This window comes from Candidatus Roizmanbacteria bacterium, from assembly GCA_016699265.1.
In the GTDB taxonomy this organism is placed as follows: Bacteria; Patescibacteriota; Microgenomatia; order UBA1406; family GWC2-37-13; genus CAZLQR01.
Window position 1 is genome coordinate 722,883 of the sequence record CP064967.1, and the last position, 20,726, is coordinate 743,608.

Annotated in this window: 21 protein-coding genes and 1 pseudogene; 14 read left to right on the forward strand and 8 right to left on the reverse strand. The window is 39.9% G+C overall.

Annotated features, from left to right (window positions below; genetic code table 11):
• Positions 1-22 precede the first annotated feature (22 nt).
• The 4 genes from IPH70_04240 to IPH70_04255 are packed head-to-tail and all read left to right on the forward strand — an operon-like array spanning position 23 to position 4,459.
• Positions 23-853 carry a glycosyltransferase family 2 protein gene (locus IPH70_04240; protein ID QQR63684.1) on the forward strand — a complete coding sequence of 277 codons (831 nt, stop codon included), beginning with the start codon at positions 23-25 and terminating at the stop codon, positions 851-853.
• Entirely contained in the window at positions 837-1,943 is a 1,107-nt protein-coding gene (locus IPH70_04245; protein ID QQR63685.1) for a glycosyltransferase family 4 protein, read from the forward strand. The genes IPH70_04240 and IPH70_04245 overlap by 17 nt, the downstream gene beginning before the upstream one ends.
• Positions 1,940-2,821: a glycosyltransferase family 2 protein gene (locus tag IPH70_04250; protein ID QQR63686.1), complete on the forward strand. Its 882-nt coding sequence runs from the start codon at positions 1,940-1,942 to the stop codon at positions 2,819-2,821. The genes IPH70_04245 and IPH70_04250 overlap by 4 nt, the downstream gene beginning before the upstream one ends.
• A gap of 9 nt (positions 2,822-2,830) precedes the next feature.
• Complete coding sequence (locus IPH70_04255; GenBank protein ID QQR63687.1) at positions 2,831-4,459, forward strand: glycosyltransferase family 39 protein; 1,629 nt, start codon at positions 2,831-2,833, stop codon at positions 4,457-4,459.
• Between the two features lies 1 nt (position 4,460).
• On the opposite strand, the gene IPH70_04260 is transcribed toward IPH70_04255, so the two are convergent.
• The 4 genes from IPH70_04260 to IPH70_04275 form a co-directional block, all read right to left on the reverse strand.
• Positions 4,461-5,096, reverse strand: a complete 636-nt coding sequence (locus IPH70_04260) for a hypothetical protein (GenBank protein ID QQR63688.1) — start codon at positions 5,094-5,096, stop codon at positions 4,461-4,463.
• A gap of 49 nt (positions 5,097-5,145) precedes the next feature.
• Positions 5,146-5,358, reverse strand: coding sequence for a helix-turn-helix transcriptional regulator (locus IPH70_04265; protein QQR63689.1), 213 nt, complete (start codon positions 5,356-5,358; stop codon positions 5,146-5,148).
• Between the two features lie 219 nt (positions 5,359-5,577).
• A complete protein-coding gene (gene rpoD, locus IPH70_04270; protein ID QQR63690.1) occupies positions 5,578-6,669 on the reverse strand; it encodes an RNA polymerase sigma factor RpoD in 1,092 nt (363 codons plus the stop codon).
• A gap of 10 nt (positions 6,670-6,679) precedes the next feature.
• Entirely contained in the window at positions 6,680-8,452 is a 1,773-nt protein-coding gene (locus IPH70_04275) for a DNA primase (GenBank protein ID QQR63691.1), read from the reverse strand.
• A gap of 163 nt (positions 8,453-8,615) precedes the next feature.
• Between IPH70_04275 and IPH70_04280 the strand changes: the two genes are divergently transcribed.
• Positions 8,616-10,094 carry a LytR C-terminal domain-containing protein gene (locus tag IPH70_04280; GenBank protein ID QQR63692.1) on the forward strand — a complete coding sequence of 493 codons (1,479 nt, stop codon included), beginning with the start codon at positions 8,616-8,618 and terminating at the stop codon, positions 10,092-10,094.
• 39 nt (positions 10,095-10,133) lie between these two features.
• Here the strand turns inward: IPH70_04280 and IPH70_04285 are convergent, their stop codons facing one another.
• The gene (locus IPH70_04285; protein ID QQR63693.1) at positions 10,134-10,685 is read right to left on the reverse strand and encodes a GNAT family N-acetyltransferase; all 552 of its coding nucleotides are present in this window, start codon (positions 10,683-10,685) and stop codon (positions 10,134-10,136) included.
• A gap of 57 nt (positions 10,686-10,742) precedes the next feature.
• Between IPH70_04285 and prfB the strand changes: the two genes are divergently transcribed.
• The 9 genes from prfB to nth all read left to right on the forward strand — a co-directional run bounded on the left by prfB (position 10,743) and on the right by nth (position 17,161).
• Entirely contained in the window at positions 10,743-11,753 is a 1,011-nt protein-coding gene (prfB, locus tag IPH70_04290) for a peptide chain release factor 2 (GenBank protein ID QQR63694.1), read from the forward strand.
• A 148-nt stretch (positions 11,754-11,901) separates the two neighbouring features.
• The gene (locus IPH70_04295) at positions 11,902-12,333 is read left to right on the forward strand and encodes a hypothetical protein (protein QQR63695.1); all 432 of its coding nucleotides are present in this window, start codon (positions 11,902-11,904) and stop codon (positions 12,331-12,333) included.
• 132 nt (positions 12,334-12,465) lie between these two features.
• On the forward strand, positions 12,466-13,143 hold the full coding sequence (locus IPH70_04300) for an ATP-binding cassette domain-containing protein (GenBank protein ID QQR63696.1): 678 nt from the start codon (positions 12,466-12,468) through the stop codon (positions 13,141-13,143).
• Positions 13,140-14,036: a hypothetical protein gene (locus IPH70_04305; GenBank protein QQR63697.1), complete on the forward strand. Its 897-nt coding sequence runs from the start codon at positions 13,140-13,142 to the stop codon at positions 14,034-14,036. The genes IPH70_04300 and IPH70_04305 overlap by 4 nt, the downstream gene beginning before the upstream one ends.
• 83 nt (positions 14,037-14,119) lie before the next feature.
• Complete coding sequence (locus IPH70_04310; protein ID QQR63698.1) at positions 14,120-15,307, forward strand: hypothetical protein; 1,188 nt, start codon at positions 14,120-14,122, stop codon at positions 15,305-15,307.
• 61 nt (positions 15,308-15,368) lie between these two features.
• Positions 15,369-15,605, forward strand: a complete 237-nt coding sequence (locus IPH70_04315; protein QQR63699.1) for a hypothetical protein — start codon at positions 15,369-15,371, stop codon at positions 15,603-15,605.
• A gap of 91 nt (positions 15,606-15,696) precedes the next feature.
• Positions 15,697-16,032 (forward strand): hypothetical protein, encoded by a 336-nt coding sequence (locus IPH70_04320; protein ID QQR63700.1) that lies wholly within the window; start codon positions 15,697-15,699, stop codon positions 16,030-16,032.
• A gap of 71 nt (positions 16,033-16,103) precedes the next feature.
• Entirely contained in the window at positions 16,104-16,448 is a 345-nt protein-coding gene (locus tag IPH70_04325; GenBank protein ID QQR63701.1) for a four helix bundle protein, read from the forward strand.
• An 86-nt stretch (positions 16,449-16,534) separates the two neighbouring features.
• Positions 16,535-17,161 (forward strand): endonuclease III, encoded by a 627-nt coding sequence (gene nth, locus IPH70_04330; protein QQR64426.1) that lies wholly within the window; start codon positions 16,535-16,537, stop codon positions 17,159-17,161.
• Between the two features lie 542 nt (positions 17,162-17,703).
• Here the strand turns inward: nth and IPH70_04335 are convergent.
• The 3 genes and pseudogenes from IPH70_04335 to fusA all read right to left on the reverse strand — a co-directional run bounded on the left by IPH70_04335 (position 17,704) and on the right by fusA (position 20,716).
• A complete protein-coding gene (locus tag IPH70_04335; protein ID QQR63702.1) occupies positions 17,704-17,853 on the reverse strand; it encodes a hypothetical protein in 150 nt (49 codons plus the stop codon).
• Positions 17,854-17,894: 41 nt separating this feature from the next.
• Positions 17,895-18,533, reverse strand: coding sequence for a metallophosphoesterase (locus tag IPH70_04340; GenBank protein ID QQR63703.1), 639 nt, complete (start codon positions 18,531-18,533; stop codon positions 17,895-17,897).
• Positions 18,534-18,623: 90 nt separating this feature from the next.
• A pseudogene (gene fusA / locus IPH70_04345) lies at positions 18,624-20,716 on the reverse strand (elongation factor G).
• Positions 20,717-20,726 lie beyond the last annotated feature (10 nt).

Consider the following 20,726-nt stretch of genomic DNA (forward strand, 5'->3'; position numbering starts at 1 on the left):
GTATGTTCTATAATATACCTACATGCCCGATAAAATCAAAGCTCAAAACTCAGATCTCAAAACTGTGAATTCCCTATCGGTTCTTATCTATGCTCATAATGATGAGCTGAATATTGAGCGATGCATTGAAGGAGCTCAGCTAATATGCCGGAATATACTACTCATTGATATTGGTAGTACAGACAAAACCGTTGAAATAGCCAACAGACTAGGGGCTCAGATTGTGTCGCTAAAGCAAACCGAGTACGTAGAACTCGTGCGAATGACAGGAATAAAACAAGCAAAGACTGACTGGATCTTTATTTTGGACTCGGATGAGGTTGTTACCCCAGAGCTAGCTCGCGAAATAACTTCAGTAATCAGCGATCTGACATCTGAAAACCTGCCTGCCGGCAGGAATGGCCGACAACCGACAACTGCATATCGCATTCCACGCAAGAACATATTTAGTAAGAGCAAGTGGCTTAAACATGGCGGATGGTGGCCAGACTCACAAACACGACTTATCAAACGATCTGAGTTGGTAGATTGGCCAAGCGTTATCCACTCAACTCCACAAATAAATGGAGAACGCTCAGATCTAAAAGAACCGCTCATTCACTACTCACATGGCGACTTTAGTCAGATGGTTAAAAAGACAATTAAGTTTGAGGGAACGGAATCTGAGCTCCTTTACAAGGCTCACAAAAAAACAACAACATATACTTTTTTTAGAAAGTTCTTAGGAGAACTCTACCGTCGACTCATTATGCATAAAGGTTTCTTGGATGGAAAGGAAGGCATTGCCGAATCAATCTATCAAGCATACTCGAAGACAGTTACATACTTAATGCTCTATGAAAAATCAAGATAATGACAAGCTTGCACGCCGAAGTCGCCTGACGAAAGTGGGTCTATATGATCCTTATCTAGACGTACTTGGCGGTGGAGAGAAATATCTACTCCAAATGTTGTCCACATGTGAAGAGATGGGATACCAGCCAACTATCTTCTGGAATAAGAATCTTCAGAAGGAAATATCTCAACGTCTAAATATCAACTTTAGATCACTGACCTTTGAAAAAAACATTTTTATCGATCCATCAATTCACTCCTTCCAAAGATTCCTTAAACTAAAGGAGTTTGACGTATTCCTATATATCAGCGATGGAAGTTATTTCTTCTCGGGTGCTCGACGTAACATAGTTCACGCTATGGTTCCCTTAAAAAACCTTTATCTATCATCCTCTTTAAATAGAATTAAACATCTCAACTGGTCATTTGTAGCAAATTCATACTTCACTCAATCTCATTTGAAAAACTGGGGAGTCAACTCAACAGTTCTCTATCCATACTTGGATAAAAATTTCTTAGAAGCACCAATAAAAAAGAAGGAGCAGATCATTCTTTCGGTTGGTAGATTCTTTGGTCACCTTCATTCCAAAAATCATGAAAGAATGATAGATGTATTTTTAAAAAACAAAAAACTTTCGAATGGATATACTCTTATTCTTGCGGGTGGATTAAAAGATGAAGATCGTGAATACTTCGAGTCCCTCAAGGAAAAAATTGGGGATGTAAAAAACATCATTCTCAAACCGAATGTTTCCTACGATGAACTTCTTGGGCTCTACCTCAAAGCAAGGTATTACTGGCATTTTGCCGGCTTTGGAATAAATGACGTGAGCCATCCTGAATTGGTTGAACATTTTGGCATTACACCGATTGAGGCAATGGCAATGCGAGTTATCCCCTTTTGTTTTAATGCGGGTGGGCCAAAGGAGTTAATTGCTGACGGTGTCAATGGATTTTTATTCAATGATGAAGCTGAGCTTATCGGAAAGATGAGCAGCGTCATGAACGATGAAAAAAAACAAAATGAAATAGCTGAAAACGCACACAACTATGCGCTAAAAAACTTTTCTTTAGAAGTTTATAAACAAAATTTAAAAAAACTCATATGACCCTTCGAAATACTCAGGATAATATTGAGCAAAGTCTAAAACTGATATCTGTCGTAATCCCTGTCTATAAAAAAGTCGATGAGTTCATTAACTATCTAGACCATAATCTTATGTATCTGAAGGATTCTGAAATTATCGTAATCAATGATGATCCTTATCAGAGTATCAAGAATCGTCTCAGCAAGTATAACCTTCGACTTATCGAGAACTCAACAAACCTTGGCTTTGCAGGTACCATAGATATAGGAGTCCGATTAGCAAATCACAACTTCGTATTTCTTCTTAACTCCGATGTGAAATTACTCGACTCCTCTTTTCAAACCACTATTAAAAATTTGAGACTAACGAAAAATATTCGGCATTACTTTTGCACAGAAGGAGAAAGACGGAACTACTATTGGAAAAATAAACTTTTCTGGAATCAAGGACTTCTCCAGCACACAAAAGCTGACAATCTCATTGAAGGGGAAACTGGTTGGGTAGAGGGAGGATCGTCCATTATTCGCAAAGATCTGTATGAACAGATTGGTGGTTTCGATTCAATCTTCAGTCCTTTTTATTGGGAGGATATTGAGCTATCATACCGAGCGAGAAAGCATGGATATATCACATGGTTTGATCCAACCGTACTCGTAGAACATCATCACGAATCAACAATCGGAGCGTTTTGGAGTAAGGATCAAATTAAGACCATCGCTTATAGGAATCAGTTGCTCTGTAGCTGGAAAAATATCAAAGATACAAGAATTATTTTTCATTTCTTATTTCTCATTTCTTATTTAATTCGCAGTATTATTAATCGTGATTTTCCATTTATATATGGATTTTTTAAGGCCATTCCATTCCTTTTTAGTTCAAGGTTTTACAAAATAAGATAAAATAGCAATATGCTCGCACTCTTTAAACGAACGACTGTACTCCTGTTTCTCATCTGCCTTGGCTCCTTTCTCTTAACCATCTATAGAGCGGGAGATGTTTCTGTATGCACCAATGCCGATGAGTCCGCGTTCGGGTACAATGCGTTCTCGATACTTAAAACGGGAAGAGATGAGTATGGTACTTTTCTTCCACTGAGACTAAAGTCGTTTGGAGATAACAAGCTCCCACTTTATTCGTATTTTTCAATACCTTTCGTTGCTGCCTTAGGTCTGAATGATGTCGGGATTAGAGGTTTAAATATGCTTATATCAATTCTCCTGCCAATCGCTGTCTATTTCCTTACGATTGAACTTCTGGGTAAAAAATCGTATGGGCTGGTTGCAGCATTTTTTACTGCTCTGTCCTTGAGTACTCACATTACTGCGCGACAAGCACACGAATCCATACTAAGTCTTCTCTTGTCAATCACAATGTTTATTTTTTATCTAAGATCTTTAAGATCTTACAAACCAAAAGATATAATCCTATTTTTATTAGCTACAGTACTCTCATTGTTATCCTATCACCCAGCGCGGTTACTTGCATTATTTCTTGCTACTTCACATGCGATTATGTTTTTCGTTGCACCAAAGATAGAGAAGAAAAGATTATTTGTACTTGGGGGATTTTTTATTGCCGCTCTGGCTCTTCTCTTGTCTGTGGACATCTTCTATAACCCTTCAAGATTAAACAATCTCCTCTTTGTAAATAGTCCTGGATTTTCACTTCGAATAAACGAACTCCGCGGCGAAGGCGCAAACAGATTTCTCTACAACAAACTTACTCTTGGGGCAAAGGAACTTATCTACCAAAATCTCGCCTATTACTCTCCTCAGTTTCTTCTTTCACGAGGGGATGAGAACTACCGGTTCGGTTATCCTGGAATGTCCTTGATTACTGCCCTAGAGTTTCTATTTCTATTTATTGGGCTATATTATCTGTTCAAAAATAAAAACAAACATCGCTTTTTTATTGTGGCTCTACTGCTTGTCGCACCACTATCGGGATCACTTTCTTGGGCTGGAATCTCACTAACAAGAGTTTTGTTTCTTTTCGTTCTAATTTTTGTGATTGCTGGGTACGGTGCAGTTGAGTTCATCAAGGAGATTCCAAAAAAAAACAGAGCAGTGGCGATTGTAGCACTTATTATTCTGCAGATTATCGGACTGTTTAGTTCTTGGGATTTTTACCTTAACCACTATCCTAAAAGAGCTGTTGTGATCCGCTCTCAGGAGTGTGGCTATAAGGAGCTAGCACAGTACGTTTCTGATAATTACAGTTCGTATAAGAAATTCTATATAACTAAGCAGAACGGCGAGCCGTATATGCATCTGCTTTACAGACTCAAGTATCCACCCTCCAAATATCAACCACAGTCTCATCTCACTGCAGCCGATCAGTATGGATTCGGACAAGTTGAGAGCTTCGATAAATTTGTATTCAGTCTTCCGAACGAACTTAACGAAAAAAACGTGGTCTACATAGGGTTTCCAGATGAGCTTAAAAATAGACCCGGTTTCAATGCTGGCTCAGATTCGAAGGGTCTAAAAACGATTAGTGTAGGAACCGAAGAAATCTTCTCGATTCTTGAGAGATAAACTAGATAATTAAGTAGACGCTGAGGAGGTACAGAGCCTTGATAAGTATTGGGGCATACACTGAGCGTCTGTTTGCATAAAGAAATGAAAGACCTAAGTTTAAACTCAACTGCATTATTAGCACCTTCAATAACAAATCACCTGTGAGACCTGGCGTCGTAAATAGAAGCGGCACATTCAAAAAGAAATTAAGTATGCTCGCATAAAGACATGAGGTAATCATGTTCTTCGACTCTTTAAGTAGCCGTTCTAGTACAAATCCTTGTGAAAGAAGCACCTCGGATGTCGCGGTAACCAAAGCAAGAATAATCCATTGGATCGCTTTTCTGTCCATGAAAAAGTGTATATCGCTCAAAAGGAGCATTGCCAAAAAAAATACAGATCCGAGAAGGCCGCCAAGAACCAATTCATACCAGATCGACTTCACCTTTAACCCCACAGATTTAATGAATTGCTTCCCCTCAAACTTAGTTATGAAGACGTACATGGGTACGAGAAAAATAGACGGTTTTGCGACGATCTCATCAAACCAAATTCCTAAATCTGCCTGAAATGCCGCCCTATAGAAGCTCCACAAAATCATTGAAATTGCCCAGATATTCAAAACTCTCTCGGTGTAGGTAAACTTACTACGCATGTAATTAACTAAACTCTACAAGATGAAAATCATGAATGCAATAGAGATATTAGGAAATTAAGCGGTTGATTCTCACCCGAAGTGCTCGTGCAATCTTATGCACCACCCTTATGGATGGATTTACTTTACCCACCTCTATTCGTGCTACGTAGGTTCTATCAACGTCGGATAAAAAGGCTAATTTCTCCTGTGAGAGAAAGCGCCGTCTTCTGGCACGACAGATTTTTTCCCCCAATCTTTTGTAGAAAAAGTTCCCCTTCATTCCAAAAATAAAATATAGTATTGGAATGTGGCTGTCTGTAGATTATTTGCTACAAAAAGGAGTGTTTGGGTTGATCTAGCAATAAAAAAATCGCTTTATACCACAACGGATATTTATTATTTCTTATTTATTATTTTTTATTAAATTTTTAAATATAAAAACGGAAGGTTTATGCAATAAATGGCAAATAACAAATAGCAAATATGTAAATAAAGATGGTTACTCTAGGAAGTCTTTGAGCTTACGAGCTCGTGTTGGATGCTTGAGTTTGCGAATTGCCTTTGCCTCAATCTGTCTGATGCGCTCTCTGGTAACCTTAAACTCTTTTCCAACCTCCTCAAGTGTTTTTTGTTTTGAGTCCTCAAGACCAAAGCGCATCATAAGAACCTTGCGTTCTCTAGGAGACAACGTATCGAGAACCTTGTTCAACGCATCCTTTAACAGCTCTTTTGCTACCTTATCGTAAAGCGATGGTTGACTTGCGTCTGTAATAAACTGCTCAAGAGTTGTTTCTTTGTCGTCTCCAATTGGAGTAGACAGAGACTTTGGCTGCTGAGAAATTCTCATTAAGTTCTCCACTTCCTCAACTGTGATTTCCATATCCTTTGCGATCTCCTTTAGTTTTGGATCACGTCCATACTTTTGGGTTAGACGCCTTTGAGTCTTGTAAAATCTGTTAATCTGGTCGACCATGTGAACAGGGATTCTAATTGTTCTAGACTGATCAGCAATTGCACGTGTTATTGCCTGACGAATCCACCATGTCGCATATGTTGAGAACTTGAAACCTCTTCTCCAGTCGTATTTTTCTACTCCTCGGATAAGACCTTTGTTTCCTTCTTGAATCAGATCGAGAAATGATAGACGACGTCCAAGATACTTTTTGGCAATGGAGACCACGAGTCTGAGGTTTGCTTTAATAAGAAGCTCCTTGGCTTGCTCGTCACCCTTCTCATAGCGCTTTGCTAGATCAACCTCTTGTTCAAACTTAAGAAGCGGGGTTTTGCCAATTTCTTTAAGATACTTTTTAATCGGGTCCAAAGACTCACCATGTCTAGCGGTGATAAGCTGCTCAATCTCTTTTTCGATCTCCTCAGCTGACTTTTTTGCATCTTCTTCCTCACGAGTTGAGACAGTCTCGAAGATATCAATGCCTCGTTTTAAAGCCTGATCAAAAAACTCATCTACATCGGCGACGTGATTTTCAGGTTCTGGGTAAACGAGTAAAATATCGTCCTGAACCAAAAAACCGTCTTCTTCACCTTGATCAAGTAGCTCAACGAGAGATTTGGGGAGTTTGTGCTTCACCATAGCTTCAATTTTATAACAAAGAGAGCTTTTTTTCCACCTCTGTTAAGCTCGCGGTCAGTTCCTTGAGCCTAGGTTCTTCCTTATCGTCTCCATCCTCTTCCTTCATCATCAACTCCTGAATCATTCGTTTATACATATTTCTTTGAAGCTCGTAGACTGTTTTTGTAAAATCTCCGTACCCGGACTCCTCTTCATAGGATGCGAATAGATATAGCTCATTAAAGACGGGCACTAATTCTGCCTGCAGTTGGTTACTGAACTCATCAATAGATCGAGCCGGATGCTTCTTTCTAAATGATAGAAATTCGTTGAATAACGCCTTGTAGGATGGTACGGTAAACATTTCTGGATCGAACTCATGAATCATGTCATAGAGTCTCTCTCCTTCTTTTTTTTGAAAAAGAAGACCGAGGATGTATTTTTGAATAATAACTTCTCGTGGCATCTTTACAACAGCTGCCTGTTGCTTAGTGACGTATCTCGGTTGAGTAAACTTCTTTTTATTACTATAGAGCGATCGCTGAATACTTGATTCACTAACCCCAAGAGTCTCAGCTGTTTTTTTAATGTAATGTGACTGGACGATGGGGTTCTGTATCTTGGCAATAAATGCACCCATCTCATCCGCTATTTGCTTCTTGCCAAATGGATCATCGACTAAATACTTTCGCAGAAGCGAGGAAAGAATAAAATCGTACACCGGAATTCTGTTTGTAAGTGCCTTTTTGAACCTGACCAAATCTTTACGTACTGCCTCGTCGGGATCTTTAGCAAAATCTAACACCATAACCTCAATCTCGAAATCCAGTTTTTCTGCTTCGTCGGTACCACGCTTTACTGCCTCTTCGCCTGTAGCATCGGCGTCAAGTGCAAACACCAGTCTTGTACAGTAACGCTTCAACAACATGAGCTGATCGCTTGTGATTGCCGAACCCTTGACCGCTACAACGTTCTCAATTCCGTACTGGAATGGAGCGATAACGTCAAACTCTCCCTCAACTAAAACAACGTAACCCTCTTTCTTGATCGAGTCCTTCGCTAAGTAAATTCCGTACAATGACTCGCGCTTGTGATAAATAGTGGTCTCGGGAGTATTAATATATTTCGATCCTGGATTATCCTTATCCTCCTTTAGAACTCTGCCTGAAAAGGCAATAATGTTCCCTCTCGAGTCCTTTATTGGGAAAACAAGTCTCCCTCTAAAACGGTCGTATCCTGCAGACTTAGAGGACTTTACCGTCAATCCTACCTGCTCCAACTCCTGTGAGGAGTAGTTTTTCTTAAGTAGATACTTCATTAGCGATTCCCATGAGTCAGGGGCGTACCCGATCTGAAATGTCTGTGCGATCTCCGGCTTAATTCCTCTTTCGGCGAGGTAGTCTCGAGCTGTCTTTCCGGTATCTGTTTTATCAAGGACGTACTGATAGTAATCCGCTGCAAGTCTATTCAGCGAATAAAAACGGTCCTTCAGCTTCAGACCAGCGTCATCCACTTGCGCAAAAGATATGTTGAGTCCGTATCGTTTAGACAGCTCCTGCGCGGCCTCTAAAAAGGTCAAATTTTCCACCTTCATAAGAAAACTTATGACATCTCCACCCTCATTGCAGGTACCAAAGCAGTGCCAGATCTGTCGATCCGGAGAAATAAAAAAAGAAGGAGATTTTTCTTTATGAAACGGACAGTTTGCTTTGAAATTTCTCCCCGCCTTTTTGACAGGTATATATGAACTTATCACCTGCACAATATCAACCTTTTTCTTAATCTCGTCTGCCACATTTACCATCGCCATATTTTACCATCAAAATATCGTATATCGTATACCGTATAACGTATGTCGTATACTAAATACTAAATACTAAATACTAAATACTAAATACGAAATACGAGTCAACGCGTCCGGCTTGTAATCTGAAAAAAAGTGAGAGTATAATGATTTGTAGATCACTATGATATATATCCATATAGAATCAGCTCAGTTAAAGATACTTGCACTGAAAAAATCTCTTCTTGGACAGTATGAAATAACTACCTTTGAAAAAAAGCATGATGCTGATCTATTGGACAATGGTAGGGTAGTAAATATTGACGTTCTCGCATCCGCGATTAAAGAGGGTGTTACTCACGCGAATGCACTCTCCGATAAGGACGTTGTACTAGTTCTCCCACAGGAATCATTCTCATTTCTGAAAGTCGAGGTTCCCGTAGACATTGCATCCTCGGCTATTGCATCGTTTGTATACGATAAGGCTCGTTCCACTCTTCAGATGGATCTGGACAATAGTTACTCGAATTACTTTATAAAGGAATCGGCTGCACAAAAACAAGTTTCATTTTATGCTCTCGAATCCTCTGTTTTAGACTCCTTCACTGAAGCTCTCACACTCCTGAATTTAAAGGTCGTCCATGTGGTTCCAGAGACTCTTGCAATCTTCAAGTTGTTCGAAAAAACGCTTCGCCAAGAGAAAAAAGAAAATATCTGGTATGTCTCTTATAGTGGTTCAGATCTTAATGGATATCTTTTCGATTCTGGAGGACCACTTGCCGATCCTCATTGGAAAGCAAAGATAGAGGAAGGTAAGAAAATTGAGGAAATTCTAAAGGCTCAGACAGATGGTTTTGCAGAAAGAGGAAATAAATTAAACAGAATTATTCTTTCTGGGAACGCTTCGGACAGCATTCGTCAAGACACCTTCACTAAGGCAGTTGGAGCATGGACCAATCCTCTTAAGCGAATTATTCCTAATTTTTACGACGCGTACCTTAAGTCACTAGTTATCCCGACCGGTACTGCATTCCCAATTTTGACATTTGACGTTTGTTTCGGAGCATTTATATTTCTTCAAGAAAATAAGGACTTTCAACTTCTTAAAAGAGCACCAAAGGCAATTTCGAAGAGAAGCTCATTTTCAATGCCTCGAATTCCGTTGTTTAGAAAGGAACTATTTATCTTTCTAGCAGCCTTCGGTCTTTCTTTCGGAGCATTCATTCTCTTATCTCGGTCAAACTTCACATCAATGAAGCTTCCTTCCATAACAGTTCCTTCTGTCTCGATTCCGAACATTCCTAATCCATTCGTTGTGGCGAAACCATCACCGACTACTATTCCAACTACAGCACCCACGCCTACACCAAGTTATGATAAAGAAACCATACGAATTAAGATACTTAACGGAGCCGGAACTCCAGGAATTGCGAGTACCGCAAAGTCTCTTCTATCAGATGGAGGTTTTAAGGAAATTGTGACAGCGAATGCTGACAACTATGACTACACGACTACTGTCTACCAGATTAAGGCTGAATATAACGATGTGAAATCAGAACTTACCAAGGCGCTTGATGGTAGCGTAAAAACTCCAAAGGTAGAAAAGCTCAGCGATAAAGACACCTCAGACATCATAGTTATCCTAGGATCTGATTTTAAATAAGAACCGATAAGCTAAGATCGAGTTATAAAATATGGTCATTTAGACCTCAAGACACATGATAATTTCATCGACGTAATTGCCTTTATATGATATCTTTTCAGGAAATCTACCAACTTCTCGAAAACCACAGCTTTTGTAAAGGCTGATTGCAACTTCATTAATTGCAAATACAGTAAGCTCTATTATACGAAGACCATTCAACTCTTTTTTCGCCTCACTAATAACAGTCTCTAATAAAAGTCTTCCCAAACCCATTCCACGAACAGATGAATCAACAGAAAGCCCCAGTCCTCCAACATGGGAATGTGTTCTAACCCCGAGACTAATCTCAGTGGTACCGACAACTTGTCCATCGACCATTAATACAAGTTTGACCGTCGTACTAGACTCTATTTTCTTAATAATTTCCCGCACGTACTTTTGCTCGTCCTCTAGCGATATCTGCTCTCCCTGAAAGGTAATAAAAGTCTTCTCTTTAGATAATTTGTTGATAAAGTGTCGCATTGGCTCCACGTCGTCTTCATCCAGATGACGAATAACCACCTTCCTACCTTCCATTATTTTTTCAATCACTATCTGCCCTAATTTCATAAAGATATTATACGCCACACGGAAAGCTTTTAGCCCCTTCTTACGATATAATTAGGCATGGACGAAGAACTAGATAGACGCATACAAAACATACTTGAAAAAGCAGATCTCCCAAAACGCAGAGTAGAACTTGAGGAACTCGAGAAGCAAACGTACGACTCAGATTTCTGGAAGGACTCTGAAAAAGCTGGCAAAATATCTAAAAAAATTGCTGAGCAAAAAAAAGAGCTTGAGGATATTGAGATGCTTCAACTTTTGCAGGAGGAGAACCAGTTTGATGAAGCTGGTAAACTTCTAAAAAAATATGAAACTCTTCTTTTCCTGTCAGGGCCTTACGACAAAGAAGATGCGGTATTCTCTATTCACTCAGGCCAAGGAGGAACTGAGGCTATGGACTGGGCGAGTATGCTCTTTAGAATGTATACTCGTTACTTTGAACTTAAAGGTTGGCGATGGGAGGAAATTGATCGGGTCGCAGGTGAAGAGGCAGGAATAAAAAGCATAACTATTAATGTATCGGGCCCATATGTCTATGGGTATCTAAGAGGAGAAGCTGGCGCACACCGACTCGTCAGACAGTCTCCATTTAACGCAGATAAACTTCGCCAGACCTCATTTGCCTTAGTTGAAGTACTACCACTGATAGAAGATCAGAGTATTGAGATCCGTGAAGATGAACTTGACTGGCAATTTTTTAGAGCAGGTGGCCATGGAGGTCAAAATGTGAATAAGGTTGCCACAGCGGTCCGTCTCATTCACAAACCAACAGGGCTAACGGTAACGGCGCAGACCGAACGACAGCAGATGCAAAATCGAGAAATCGCCCTCAAACTTCTTCGTGCTAAACTTTGGCAGATTGAGGAGGAAAGAAAGCAAAAAACGATAGAAGGACTCAAGGGTGAAAAAATCGCAAGTTTTGGACGTCAGATCAGATCTTACGTACTTCATCCCTACAAAATGGTTAAGGATCTCAGAACAGAGTACGAAACATCACAGGCAGAGGCCGTACTTGATGGAGAGCTTGATGGCTTCATCGAGGCATGGTTAAAGTCGGATAAGCGAAAATAACTTCAAAATCCAAAGCACAAATATCAAACCTGCCTGCCGGCAGGCAGGCAAAATCCAAAGCACAAAGTTCAAATTCAGATTTTGGATTTGGAACTTTATTTGACATTGGGATTTTGACATTTGAAATTGGTTTTGCTACCATGTATCCATGGATCCAAAAACCTCGACCGTAAGACCACTCCGAACGAACCCACAGTCTGTAATTCCTGTCTGGCTTGCAATTGCAATCCTTGTAGCATCGGGATTAATTGGAGGATTTTCTGGGTGGGCATTGTCTGCCAAGTCTTCTGCCAAATCAGAAACTCCTTCTCAATCGGTAGTGACCTCTAAGTCGTCAGGAATCAAAGATACCAAACGCTTCCCAGATGCCGCTATGGGAATTTTGAAGGAGGGAGGTATCGATGGTGAAGGAAGCTATCATCTAGAAAGACCCGGGGGGAAGTCGCAAAATGTATACCTCACCTCAAGTATCGTTGACCTTGCAAAATTCGTAGGAAAAAAGATTAAAGTACAGGGAGAGACCTTCTCAGGTCAGACCGCTGGATGGTTAATGGATGTGGGATACGTCGAACTTCAATAACTTTATTAACTACCTAGTGTTAATTCTTCATTCACGGATTAAAGAATTAACGGATTGAATTCGTTAATGCGTTAGTTCGTTAATTGGTGATCTGCAATAAAAATCGCATTTTTTCATTATAATGAATGTACAATGATTAGTTTTCAAAATGTTTCGATGCAGTTTCCTATGGGGAACGCTGCACTGAAAGATGTCAGCTTTGAGATTAAGGAAAACGAGTTTGTGTTTCTTGTTGGCCCATCGGGAGCGGGTAAAACCACCATTCTTAAACTTATCCTCAAGCAGCTAACCCCATCCTCGGGAACTATTCTGGTAAATAATATGGAGATAACCGCTCCGAACTTTAATCAGACCGAGAATCTTCGAAGAATGATGGGCGTTGTTTTTCAGGACTTCAAGATTCTGCAAGATAAAAACGTGTTTGAGAACATAGCTATGAGTCTACGCATTCAGTCGGCCTCTCGTTCACAAATTGATTCAGAAGTACAGGAAGCGCTTGAGCTCGTTGGTCTGAAACATAAAGAACGTGCTTTTCCTTCTCAGATGTCCGCCGGAGAGCTTCAAAGAATTGCGATAGCGCGTGCCATTGTCGGAAATCGAGAAATAATAGTAGCCGATGAACCGACCGGAAACTTAGACCCCAAAACTTCATGGGAAATTATGAAGATCTTCAAAAAACTCGAGGGTAAAAAAACAATTCTGTTTGCTACTCATAATAGTGATATTGTTAACAGTATGAGAAAGAGAGTTTTTGTGATGAAAGAAGGCGAGCTTAAGAAAGACATTAAAAAAGGGGGATACGACCTATGAACGAAATAATTACATCAATAAAACGGACTCCGTACCAATCGTTTGCTTCATTTCTTATCCTTTTCTTTACCCTATTCCTTGCAGTATTTCTATTTGGAATGACAACGTTTTTTAACGGAATTCTATCTTATGTTGAGACCAAGCCTCAGGTGACTGTCTACTTCCAGAACGAAACGAAGGAAAGCTCCATTACCTCAATTCGACAACAATTAGTAAGCTCTGGAAAGGTTTCGAACGTGAAGTATACCTCCAAGCAAGACGCTCTGAAGATTTATAAAAATCTAAATAAGAACAATCCCCTGCTTCTAGAAATGGTAAGTGCAGATATACTGCCCGCCTCACTCGAAATATATGCCAACCAAATTTCCGATCTCCCGCAGATTGCCGAGCAGTTGAATCATATGCAGGGAGTCGATGAGGTAGTGTTCCAAAAAGATGTAATCGATAAGCTTTTGTCTCTAACTACAATGCTGAGACGCGTTTCGATCTTCATTCTCGCCTTTTTGGTCATTGTAGTGTTTGTAGTACTCATGACCACTACCGCGTTTAAAATAGCACTAAAGAAGGAGGAGATTGAGCTGCTACGACTTCTTGGCGCCTCTCATTCTTATGTTAGATGGCCTTTCCTTAAGGAAGGAATGTTCTTTGGTTTCGCGAGCGGAAGCATAGCATTCTTCCTGTACTATTTAATCTTTTTCGTACTCCAACCGGTTATCAGTTCTTATTTATCTGGAATTCCGGATCTTTCATTCTTAGGTCTTGGTTCGTACGGTCTTTTCGTCTGGCCTCCAAGTCCACTTTTCATCCTCATATCTTACTTATTAACCGTATTGGCAGGAATCGGTATAGGGTACTTTGGAAACTACCTATCAACATCAAAGTACATAAGATAAGTAATTACCCATTGTTAATTAACGGATTAAAGAATTAACGAATTAATCCGTTAATACGTTAGTTCGTTAATGACAAATTAAAAATGAAGAAGCTCATTTTATATACCGGTCTAACGCTCGCTTTACTGATATCTTTTTTTACAGTATCACACATAGTTAAGGCGCAAAGCTGTGGCAACGAAGCGGACTGTAAAAAACTTATTAGTGAGTACGAACAAAAGCTAGTAGGAATTCGCGATCAAAAAAACACTCTTTCCTCGCAGATTGAGTTTGCAGATACTCAAATCTACCTCACCACACTTCGCATTCAGGACACGGAACGTAAGATTTCCCAAACGGCGGACGAGGTAGAAAGTCTTAAAGGAAGAATTGTTACCCTTAACTCATCTCTCGATTATCTAAGCAAATTGCTACTTGAGAAAATTGTCGAAAGCTATAAACGAAGAGAGCCTCCCTTTCTGGCTGTATTTATAGATCCTGACAACGCATCGACCATGATTAATCGCCTTAAGTATGCAAAGGTTGCTGAGGAAAATGATCGCAAGCTTGCTTTTCAGGTCCAACAAGCTAAACTCAACTTCGAACAACAAAAGGATCTTAGAGAAGACAAGCAGATTGAGCTGGCTAAGCTAAGTGACGCACTTGAAGGGCAAAAAATTGCCTTAAATGGACAGAAAGCACAGAAACAGAAACTTCTGACAGATACCCAAAGCGATGAGTTTACATATCAAAGGCTACTCGCTCAAGCACAGGCTCAGTTAAGTGGCTTTAGGTCGTTCGTTCAGACATCTGGAGCTAGCTCAGTAATTGGCGCCAACTCTTTGGGAAACGGGTCTGATGGAAACTACTACTCACAGCGAGACGAGAGATGGGCAAATAGAACTATGGGTTATTCATCAGAAAACGTTCTTAATGTAGGATGTTTGATTACCTCTACCGCAATGGTCGCCAAAAAATACGGCGATGGTTCAACTCCTGGAGACTTGGCCGCAGATGCAAACAGATTTTATGGAAATACAGCGTACGTTACGCTACCTTGGAGGAGTGTTGGCGGAAGATCGTATACACCCGTATCTAACATTGATCAGGAACTTCAAAATGGCAACTATGTGATTGTTGGAGTAGGCGGATGTGGTAGTGGTGGAAGCCATTTTGTTGTACTTACCAAGAAAGACGGTGATTCGTATATAATGCATGATCCGATTTATGGTCCGGATAAGAAATTTAGCGACTACTACTCCAATATCTGCTCGTCAGCAACCTTCAAATAGCTATTTTTGTAGCATATAATCCATCGACAACGTATCTCGTATAACGTATAAGGTATTTCGTATGCGAATTAAGGACTTACCTAATGTTGATCGGCCTAGAGAGAAGCTTATGCGCTATAAAAGCGCCAGTCGTTTGAAGACAGAGGAACTTTTCGCCATCATACTTGGCACAGGAAGAAAGGGTGAGAATGTTCTCACGCTTGCCAAACGCGTATGTACTGCCCTTTCACATCGCGTAGGTGAAAAGGGGCTATTTGCAGATCTTATAAAGATAAGGGGATGGGCAATACAAAGGTAATGCAGATTTTATCCGTAATCGAACTGGGGGAACGACTTCATGACAAAATAGAGCAAAAGAGATACTCTCACCATCCGATATTTGGAAGGACATGCTCTCAACGCACATGACCAAAAAAGAACCCTTCTATGTCTACTACCTAGACACGAGAAATAGCATAATCAAAAAAGAGCTCGTCTCACTCGGATCTTTGAACGCAAGCATCGTTCATCCACGAGAAGTGTTTGAACCAGCCATTCGCCATCTATGTGCACATATTATTCTTAGTCACAACCATCCATCGGGAGACTCTACCCCATCAGAGGCAGATATCCTTGTGACCAAGAAGCTTCAAAATGCCGGAAAAATCTTAGATATTGAGGTCCTTGACCATGTCGTAGTCTGCGAAAAAGACTTCACAAGCATGAAAGAGAAGGGACTCATGTGATATGTCGAAAGTCCGTAACGTCTGTAAAGTCGTAAAGTCAAAAAAAACAATAAGTCTTAAAGTCAAAAAATATGAAAATAAATACATTTGAAGAAATCCGTTCCTGGCAGAAAGCTAGAGAATTAGTTCGACTAATTTACAAGCTATTCAAAGATTCGAAAGATTATTCGTTTAAAGATCAGATTCAACGAGCCTCAATTTCTATTATGAATAATATAGCTGAAGGATTTGAAAGACGTGGAGATAAAGAATTGTCGCATTTTCTATTCATTGCTAAAGGCTCGAGTGCTGAAGTGAAATCAATGTCCTATTTAGCTTTGGACTTAGGATGTATTTCTAAAAAGGAGTTTGAAACCATTAGCATACTGACAACCGAAATTTCCAGATTGCTGTCCGCCTTCATAAAGACGCTGTAGAGTCTGTCCCCAACCTTAATGACCTTGTCTCTGACCTTATAGACCTTATAGACTTTATGGACACAAAGGGTGGTAACATTAACGACATGGAAAAGAGGAAGAGGTTAGCTACTCTAATCAATAAGGAACTGGCTGAGTTATTTCCCGATGCCAAATGTGCCCTAAATTACTCCAATCCATGGGAGTTGTTGGTCTCCGTTATACTTTCAGCTCAGTGCACCGATAAGAAGGTTAACGAGGTAACTGTGAAGTTATTTAATAAGTACAAAAGAATCACTGACTATGCAAATGCCAATCCTGTGGAGTTCGAAAAATACATCTTCTCTACCGGTTTCTATCGCGCAAAGACTAAAAATATATTAGCTGCCGCTAAAATTGTTCAGCAAAAGTTTGATGGCAAAGTTCCACGAACCATGGAGGAGTTACTCACTATTCCCGGGGTCGCCAGAAAAACAGCAAATGTCGTACTTGGTAACGCATATGGTGTTGTTGTTGGTATAGCGGTTGATACACACGTAATCCGACTTACTCGGCTACTAAGTCTCACTAAGGAATCTAATCCAGTTAAGATCGAGAAAGATCTTATGAAGCTATTGCCGCAATCTGAGTGGTTCAATTTTACCAATCGCCTCATTATGTACGGTAGAACATATTGTAAAGCAGTAAAACACGACCATCAAAACTGTCCGCTCACTTTAAGGTTTAAGGCTTAAGAATAGTCCATATATTCATATCATTGAATTCTTTCACTACAAAGTAATTTTTTATATACATTTAGACAAGACTCATCATTATCTTAGCCAAGACAAGCAAATACATAACATAAAAACTTAGAATGTGTAATTCTTTCAGAATAATTTTATTTTAGATAAGAAATAAATCGGCGTATGGTGACTATTCAAATTCTCATATTCTTACCTTACTTTATTGAGCCGTTATGTACGAATGTAATATAGATTGATATAGTTGATTAAGGCTAAGGCACAGATTGCCTAGTGGCTCCAAACTTAACGTACTCTACCGCTAGCGGTCTAGGCACGACTTTGATAGTTCGAATCTCAGATTCGTAGCTATGTTTTTCAAAACTTAGAGCCAAAATTTTCAACCTATAAGTAATTTTTTTAAGTTTAAAGAATCATGAACTTAGTTTTACTCTATTACGACATTTTGATGCCGATCTTTAATAAGATATAACTTAAAATTTCTGTAATATCTCTATTTAATATTTACCTTTAAAAGACACTGTTGCTAAGCCTCATTCTTGACCGACGATTACAGGTTTCCCTCGCAGTGACAGATAGACCGACTGCATGACGGAAGCAAAAAAGGCATCAGTGTTCGTAATGAGAATGACGTTCAACCAAGTATGAATAGGAGCCCAAAAAAAATAAGAAGTTTCGCCCATGAAGATCAAAATAGTGAACGAAAGTTCACTTTACAAATGGATCAATATCTCTTCTCCACTGCGGTTACGTTTCCATCCTCAATAAAGAGGTACTGGGCATATCCGTAGTGTATAAATCCTTCATTAAGATATCGGTTTTCAAGATCAACTTCCGCAAAATGCGTGTGACCAGTAATCAAGTACTTATCATCCTTTATTATGGTAGGGATCTTTTTTTTGATGTAATTATTAAAGCGTTTATATGCGAGTCTAATGAAAAGCTTACCGAAGATTTTCAGTACAATACCTTCGACGAACTCAAGAATAATACGGACTCGAGCAGAAACATCAGGAAACACAACTATACGATTTCCATGCATTATATGGAAGGTCTTAGTTCCAGACTTAAAGACGAATTCCTCCTCTTGATAGTCAGAAAAAAGATCCATACGTTTATCCGCCAACCTTCGTGGATCGTGATTTCCAAACAGATAAACTGCTTTTTTGCTCTTTAACAGAGGAAATAATTCCTTTGCCCAACGTGAACTAACAAAATTATGAAAAGTACCAGCATATCCTTCCCAAAAATCACCATTAATGATGACCTTATCAACCTGCTTAATCGCATCTTTAAGAATGGCAAATTTTTTAGGCTCGAAGGTTGGAGTAAGGTGAGTGTCGGAGAATATTAAATAGCGCATGTTTAGTCAAAGGTCTGTAAAGTCGTAAAGTCCTTAAAGTCCAGAACCTTTTGACATTATAGACTTTATGGACCTTATGGACACATCGCCTTATTTTTCCTGCATTGCCTTTACGATGTTCTGAGGAACTTCTTCATAGTGTGAAGGCTCCATATATGGAATTCCTCGTCCTTCCGTTAAGGAACGTAGTGTTGTTACATATCCTGAAAGTTCCGCGAGTGGCGCATATGCTTTAATGACAGTAGCCTTACCTTTTTATCGGTTCCCAAGATCTTTCCTCTTTTACTTGAAAGATCACCAATGACAGTTCCCATAAATTCGTCAGGGACAGTTACCTCCATCTTCATGATGGGTTCAAGTAGTGAGATTCCGGCTTTCTTTGCACCATCTTGAAGCGCCATTGACCCGGCAATCTTAAACGCAATATCAGATGAATCAACGTCATGATAGCTTCCGTCATAGAGAGTAACCTGAAGATCAACCATAGGATATCCTAGAAGAACTCCCTTTTCCATTGCTTCGATAATTCCCTTTTCAATTGGCGGTATATACTCTGCTGGAATCGAACCTCCTTTAATTCCGTTGATGAACTTAAATCCTTCTCCACGTCCAAGCGGCATTAATCTAATCAAACAGTGACCATACTGACCGCGTCCTCCGCTTTGCTTGATGTACTTTGCCTCAGCATCCGCTTCCTTTGAGATAGTTTCTTTGTATGCAACCTGAGGCTTACCTACGTTCGCGTCCATTCCCATCTCGGTTCTCATTCTATCTACCAAAATCTCAAGATGTAGCTCTCCCATTCCTGACATAATTGTCTGACCAGTTTCGTGGTTTATCTTCACTCGGAAGGTTGGATCCTCATCAGAAAGTCTTTGAAGAGCAAAGGCTAATTTTTCCTGATCTGCCTTGGTCTTTGGTTCAATTGCTAGTGAGATGACTGGCTCTGCGAAAGTAATCTTTTCGAGTAAAACTGGGCTTTCCTTTTGCGTAAGGGTGTCTCCTGTGACAACTTCCTTTGGTCCAACTAAGGCAACAATTTCTCCTGAGTAGGCCTTATCGATCTCCTCTCTTTGATTTGCATGCATTAACATGAGTCGACTTACTCTCTCCTGTTTTCCTTTGTTCACATCATAAACGTTTGCGCCAGCCTCTAACGTACCTGAGTAAATTCTTGCATAGGTAATTTTTCCAACGTGTGGATCAAGCTGAATCTTGAATGCTAAAGCAGAAAACTTCTCATCAGATGTAAGTTTACGAATTTCTGTTTCTCCAGTTCTTGGATTTATGCCCTCTACCTGCTTCAGATCCATTGGAGAAGGAAGATAGTCGACAATTGCGTCTAAAACTGGTTGTACGCCTTTGTTTCGTAGTGAGGTTCCACAGTATACCGGAATTAATTTATATCCAATTACCGCTGCTCGAAGAGCTTTTTTAACCTCTTCCACAGTAATGTCTTTACCATTGAGAAACTTATCAAGTAAGGCATCGTCTGTCTCAGCAACCTTCTCTATCAATTTTGCTCTCCATTTTTCTACAGTCTCCTTATATTCCTCGGGAATTTCGGTTGTCGTGTACTCTACTCCTTGTTTATCTTTGTCCCAGATCATTGCCTTTCTGGACAAAAGATCCATAACTCCCTTAAAATCATCTTCCTTGCCAATTGGATAAACCATTACGACAGGGTTCGCACCTAAACGATCCTCAATCTCCTGTGTCGTACCTTCAAAATTAGCACCGAGTTTGTCCATCTTGTTAATGAAACAAATACGTGGAACCTTGTATTTATCTGCCTGTCGCCAAACTGTTTCGGACTGACTTTGCACTCCTTCTTCTGCGTCAAAAACTATGACTCCCCCATCAAGTACGCGAAGGGATCGCTCAACCTCAGCGGTAAAATCTACGTGTCCTGGAGTATCAATGATGTTGATGCGAACGTCACCCCAAAATGTGGTGGTTGCGGCAGAAACGATGGTAATACCTCTTTCTCTTTCCTGAGGCATCCAGTCCATCTGAGTATCTCCGTCGTCAATGTCTCCGATTTTATATGATCGGCCGGTATAAAAAAGAATACGCTCCGTAGTTGTTGTTTTTCCGGAGTCGATATGCGCAATGATTCCGACGTTTCGGATTTTATCTAATGCGACGTTTCTGTCTTTTGTAATTAAATTATTCTGTGCCATAGTTAGTACG

Bases quoted from the DNA above. Each gene is read 5' to 3' on its own strand.
- IPH70_04240 (QQR63684.1), top strand. From the start codon at position 23: ATGCCCGATAAAATCAAAGCTCAAAACTCAGATCTCAAAACTGTGAAT.
- IPH70_04245 (QQR63685.1), top strand. From the start codon at position 837: ATGAAAAATCAAGATAATGACAAGCTTGCACGCCGAAGTCGCCTGACG.
- IPH70_04250 (QQR63686.1), top strand. From the start codon at position 1,940: ATGACCCTTCGAAATACTCAGGATAATATTGAGCAAAGTCTAAAACTG.
- IPH70_04255 (QQR63687.1), top strand. From the start codon at position 2,831: ATGCTCGCACTCTTTAAACGAACGACTGTACTCCTGTTTCTCATCTGC.
- IPH70_04260 (QQR63688.1), bottom strand. From the start codon at position 5,096: ATGCGTAGTAAGTTTACCTACACCGAGAGAGTTTTGAATATCTGGGCA.
- IPH70_04265 (QQR63689.1), bottom strand. From the start codon at position 5,358: ATGAAGGGGAACTTTTTCTACAAAAGATTGGGGGAAAAAATCTGTCGT.
- rpoD (QQR63690.1), bottom strand. From the start codon at position 6,669: ATGGTGAAGCACAAACTCCCCAAATCTCTCGTTGAGCTACTTGATCAA.
- IPH70_04275 (QQR63691.1), bottom strand. From the start codon at position 8,452: ATGGTAAATGTGGCAGACGAGATTAAGAAAAAGGTTGATATTGTGCAG.
- IPH70_04280 (QQR63692.1), top strand. From the start codon at position 8,616: ATGATATATATCCATATAGAATCAGCTCAGTTAAAGATACTTGCACTG.
- IPH70_04285 (QQR63693.1), bottom strand. From the start codon at position 10,685: ATGAAATTAGGGCAGATAGTGATTGAAAAAATAATGGAAGGTAGGAAG.
- prfB (QQR63694.1), top strand. From the start codon at position 10,743: ATGGACGAAGAACTAGATAGACGCATACAAAACATACTTGAAAAAGCA.
- IPH70_04295 (QQR63695.1), top strand. From the start codon at position 11,902: ATGGATCCAAAAACCTCGACCGTAAGACCACTCCGAACGAACCCACAG.
- IPH70_04300 (QQR63696.1), top strand. From the start codon at position 12,466: ATGATTAGTTTTCAAAATGTTTCGATGCAGTTTCCTATGGGGAACGCT.
- IPH70_04305 (QQR63697.1), top strand. From the start codon at position 13,140: ATGAACGAAATAATTACATCAATAAAACGGACTCCGTACCAATCGTTT.
- IPH70_04310 (QQR63698.1), top strand. From the start codon at position 14,120: ATGAAGAAGCTCATTTTATATACCGGTCTAACGCTCGCTTTACTGATA.
- IPH70_04315 (QQR63699.1), top strand. From the start codon at position 15,369: ATGCGAATTAAGGACTTACCTAATGTTGATCGGCCTAGAGAGAAGCTT.
- IPH70_04320 (QQR63700.1), top strand. From the start codon at position 15,697: ATGCTCTCAACGCACATGACCAAAAAAGAACCCTTCTATGTCTACTAC.
- IPH70_04325 (QQR63701.1), top strand. From the start codon at position 16,104: ATGAAAATAAATACATTTGAAGAAATCCGTTCCTGGCAGAAAGCTAGA.
- nth (QQR64426.1), top strand. From the start codon at position 16,535: ATGGAAAAGAGGAAGAGGTTAGCTACTCTAATCAATAAGGAACTGGCT.
- IPH70_04335 (QQR63702.1), bottom strand. From the start codon at position 17,853: ATGGGCGAAACTTCTTATTTTTTTTGGGCTCCTATTCATACTTGGTTG.
- IPH70_04340 (QQR63703.1), bottom strand. From the start codon at position 18,533: ATGCGCTATTTAATATTCTCCGACACTCACCTTACTCCAACCTTCGAG.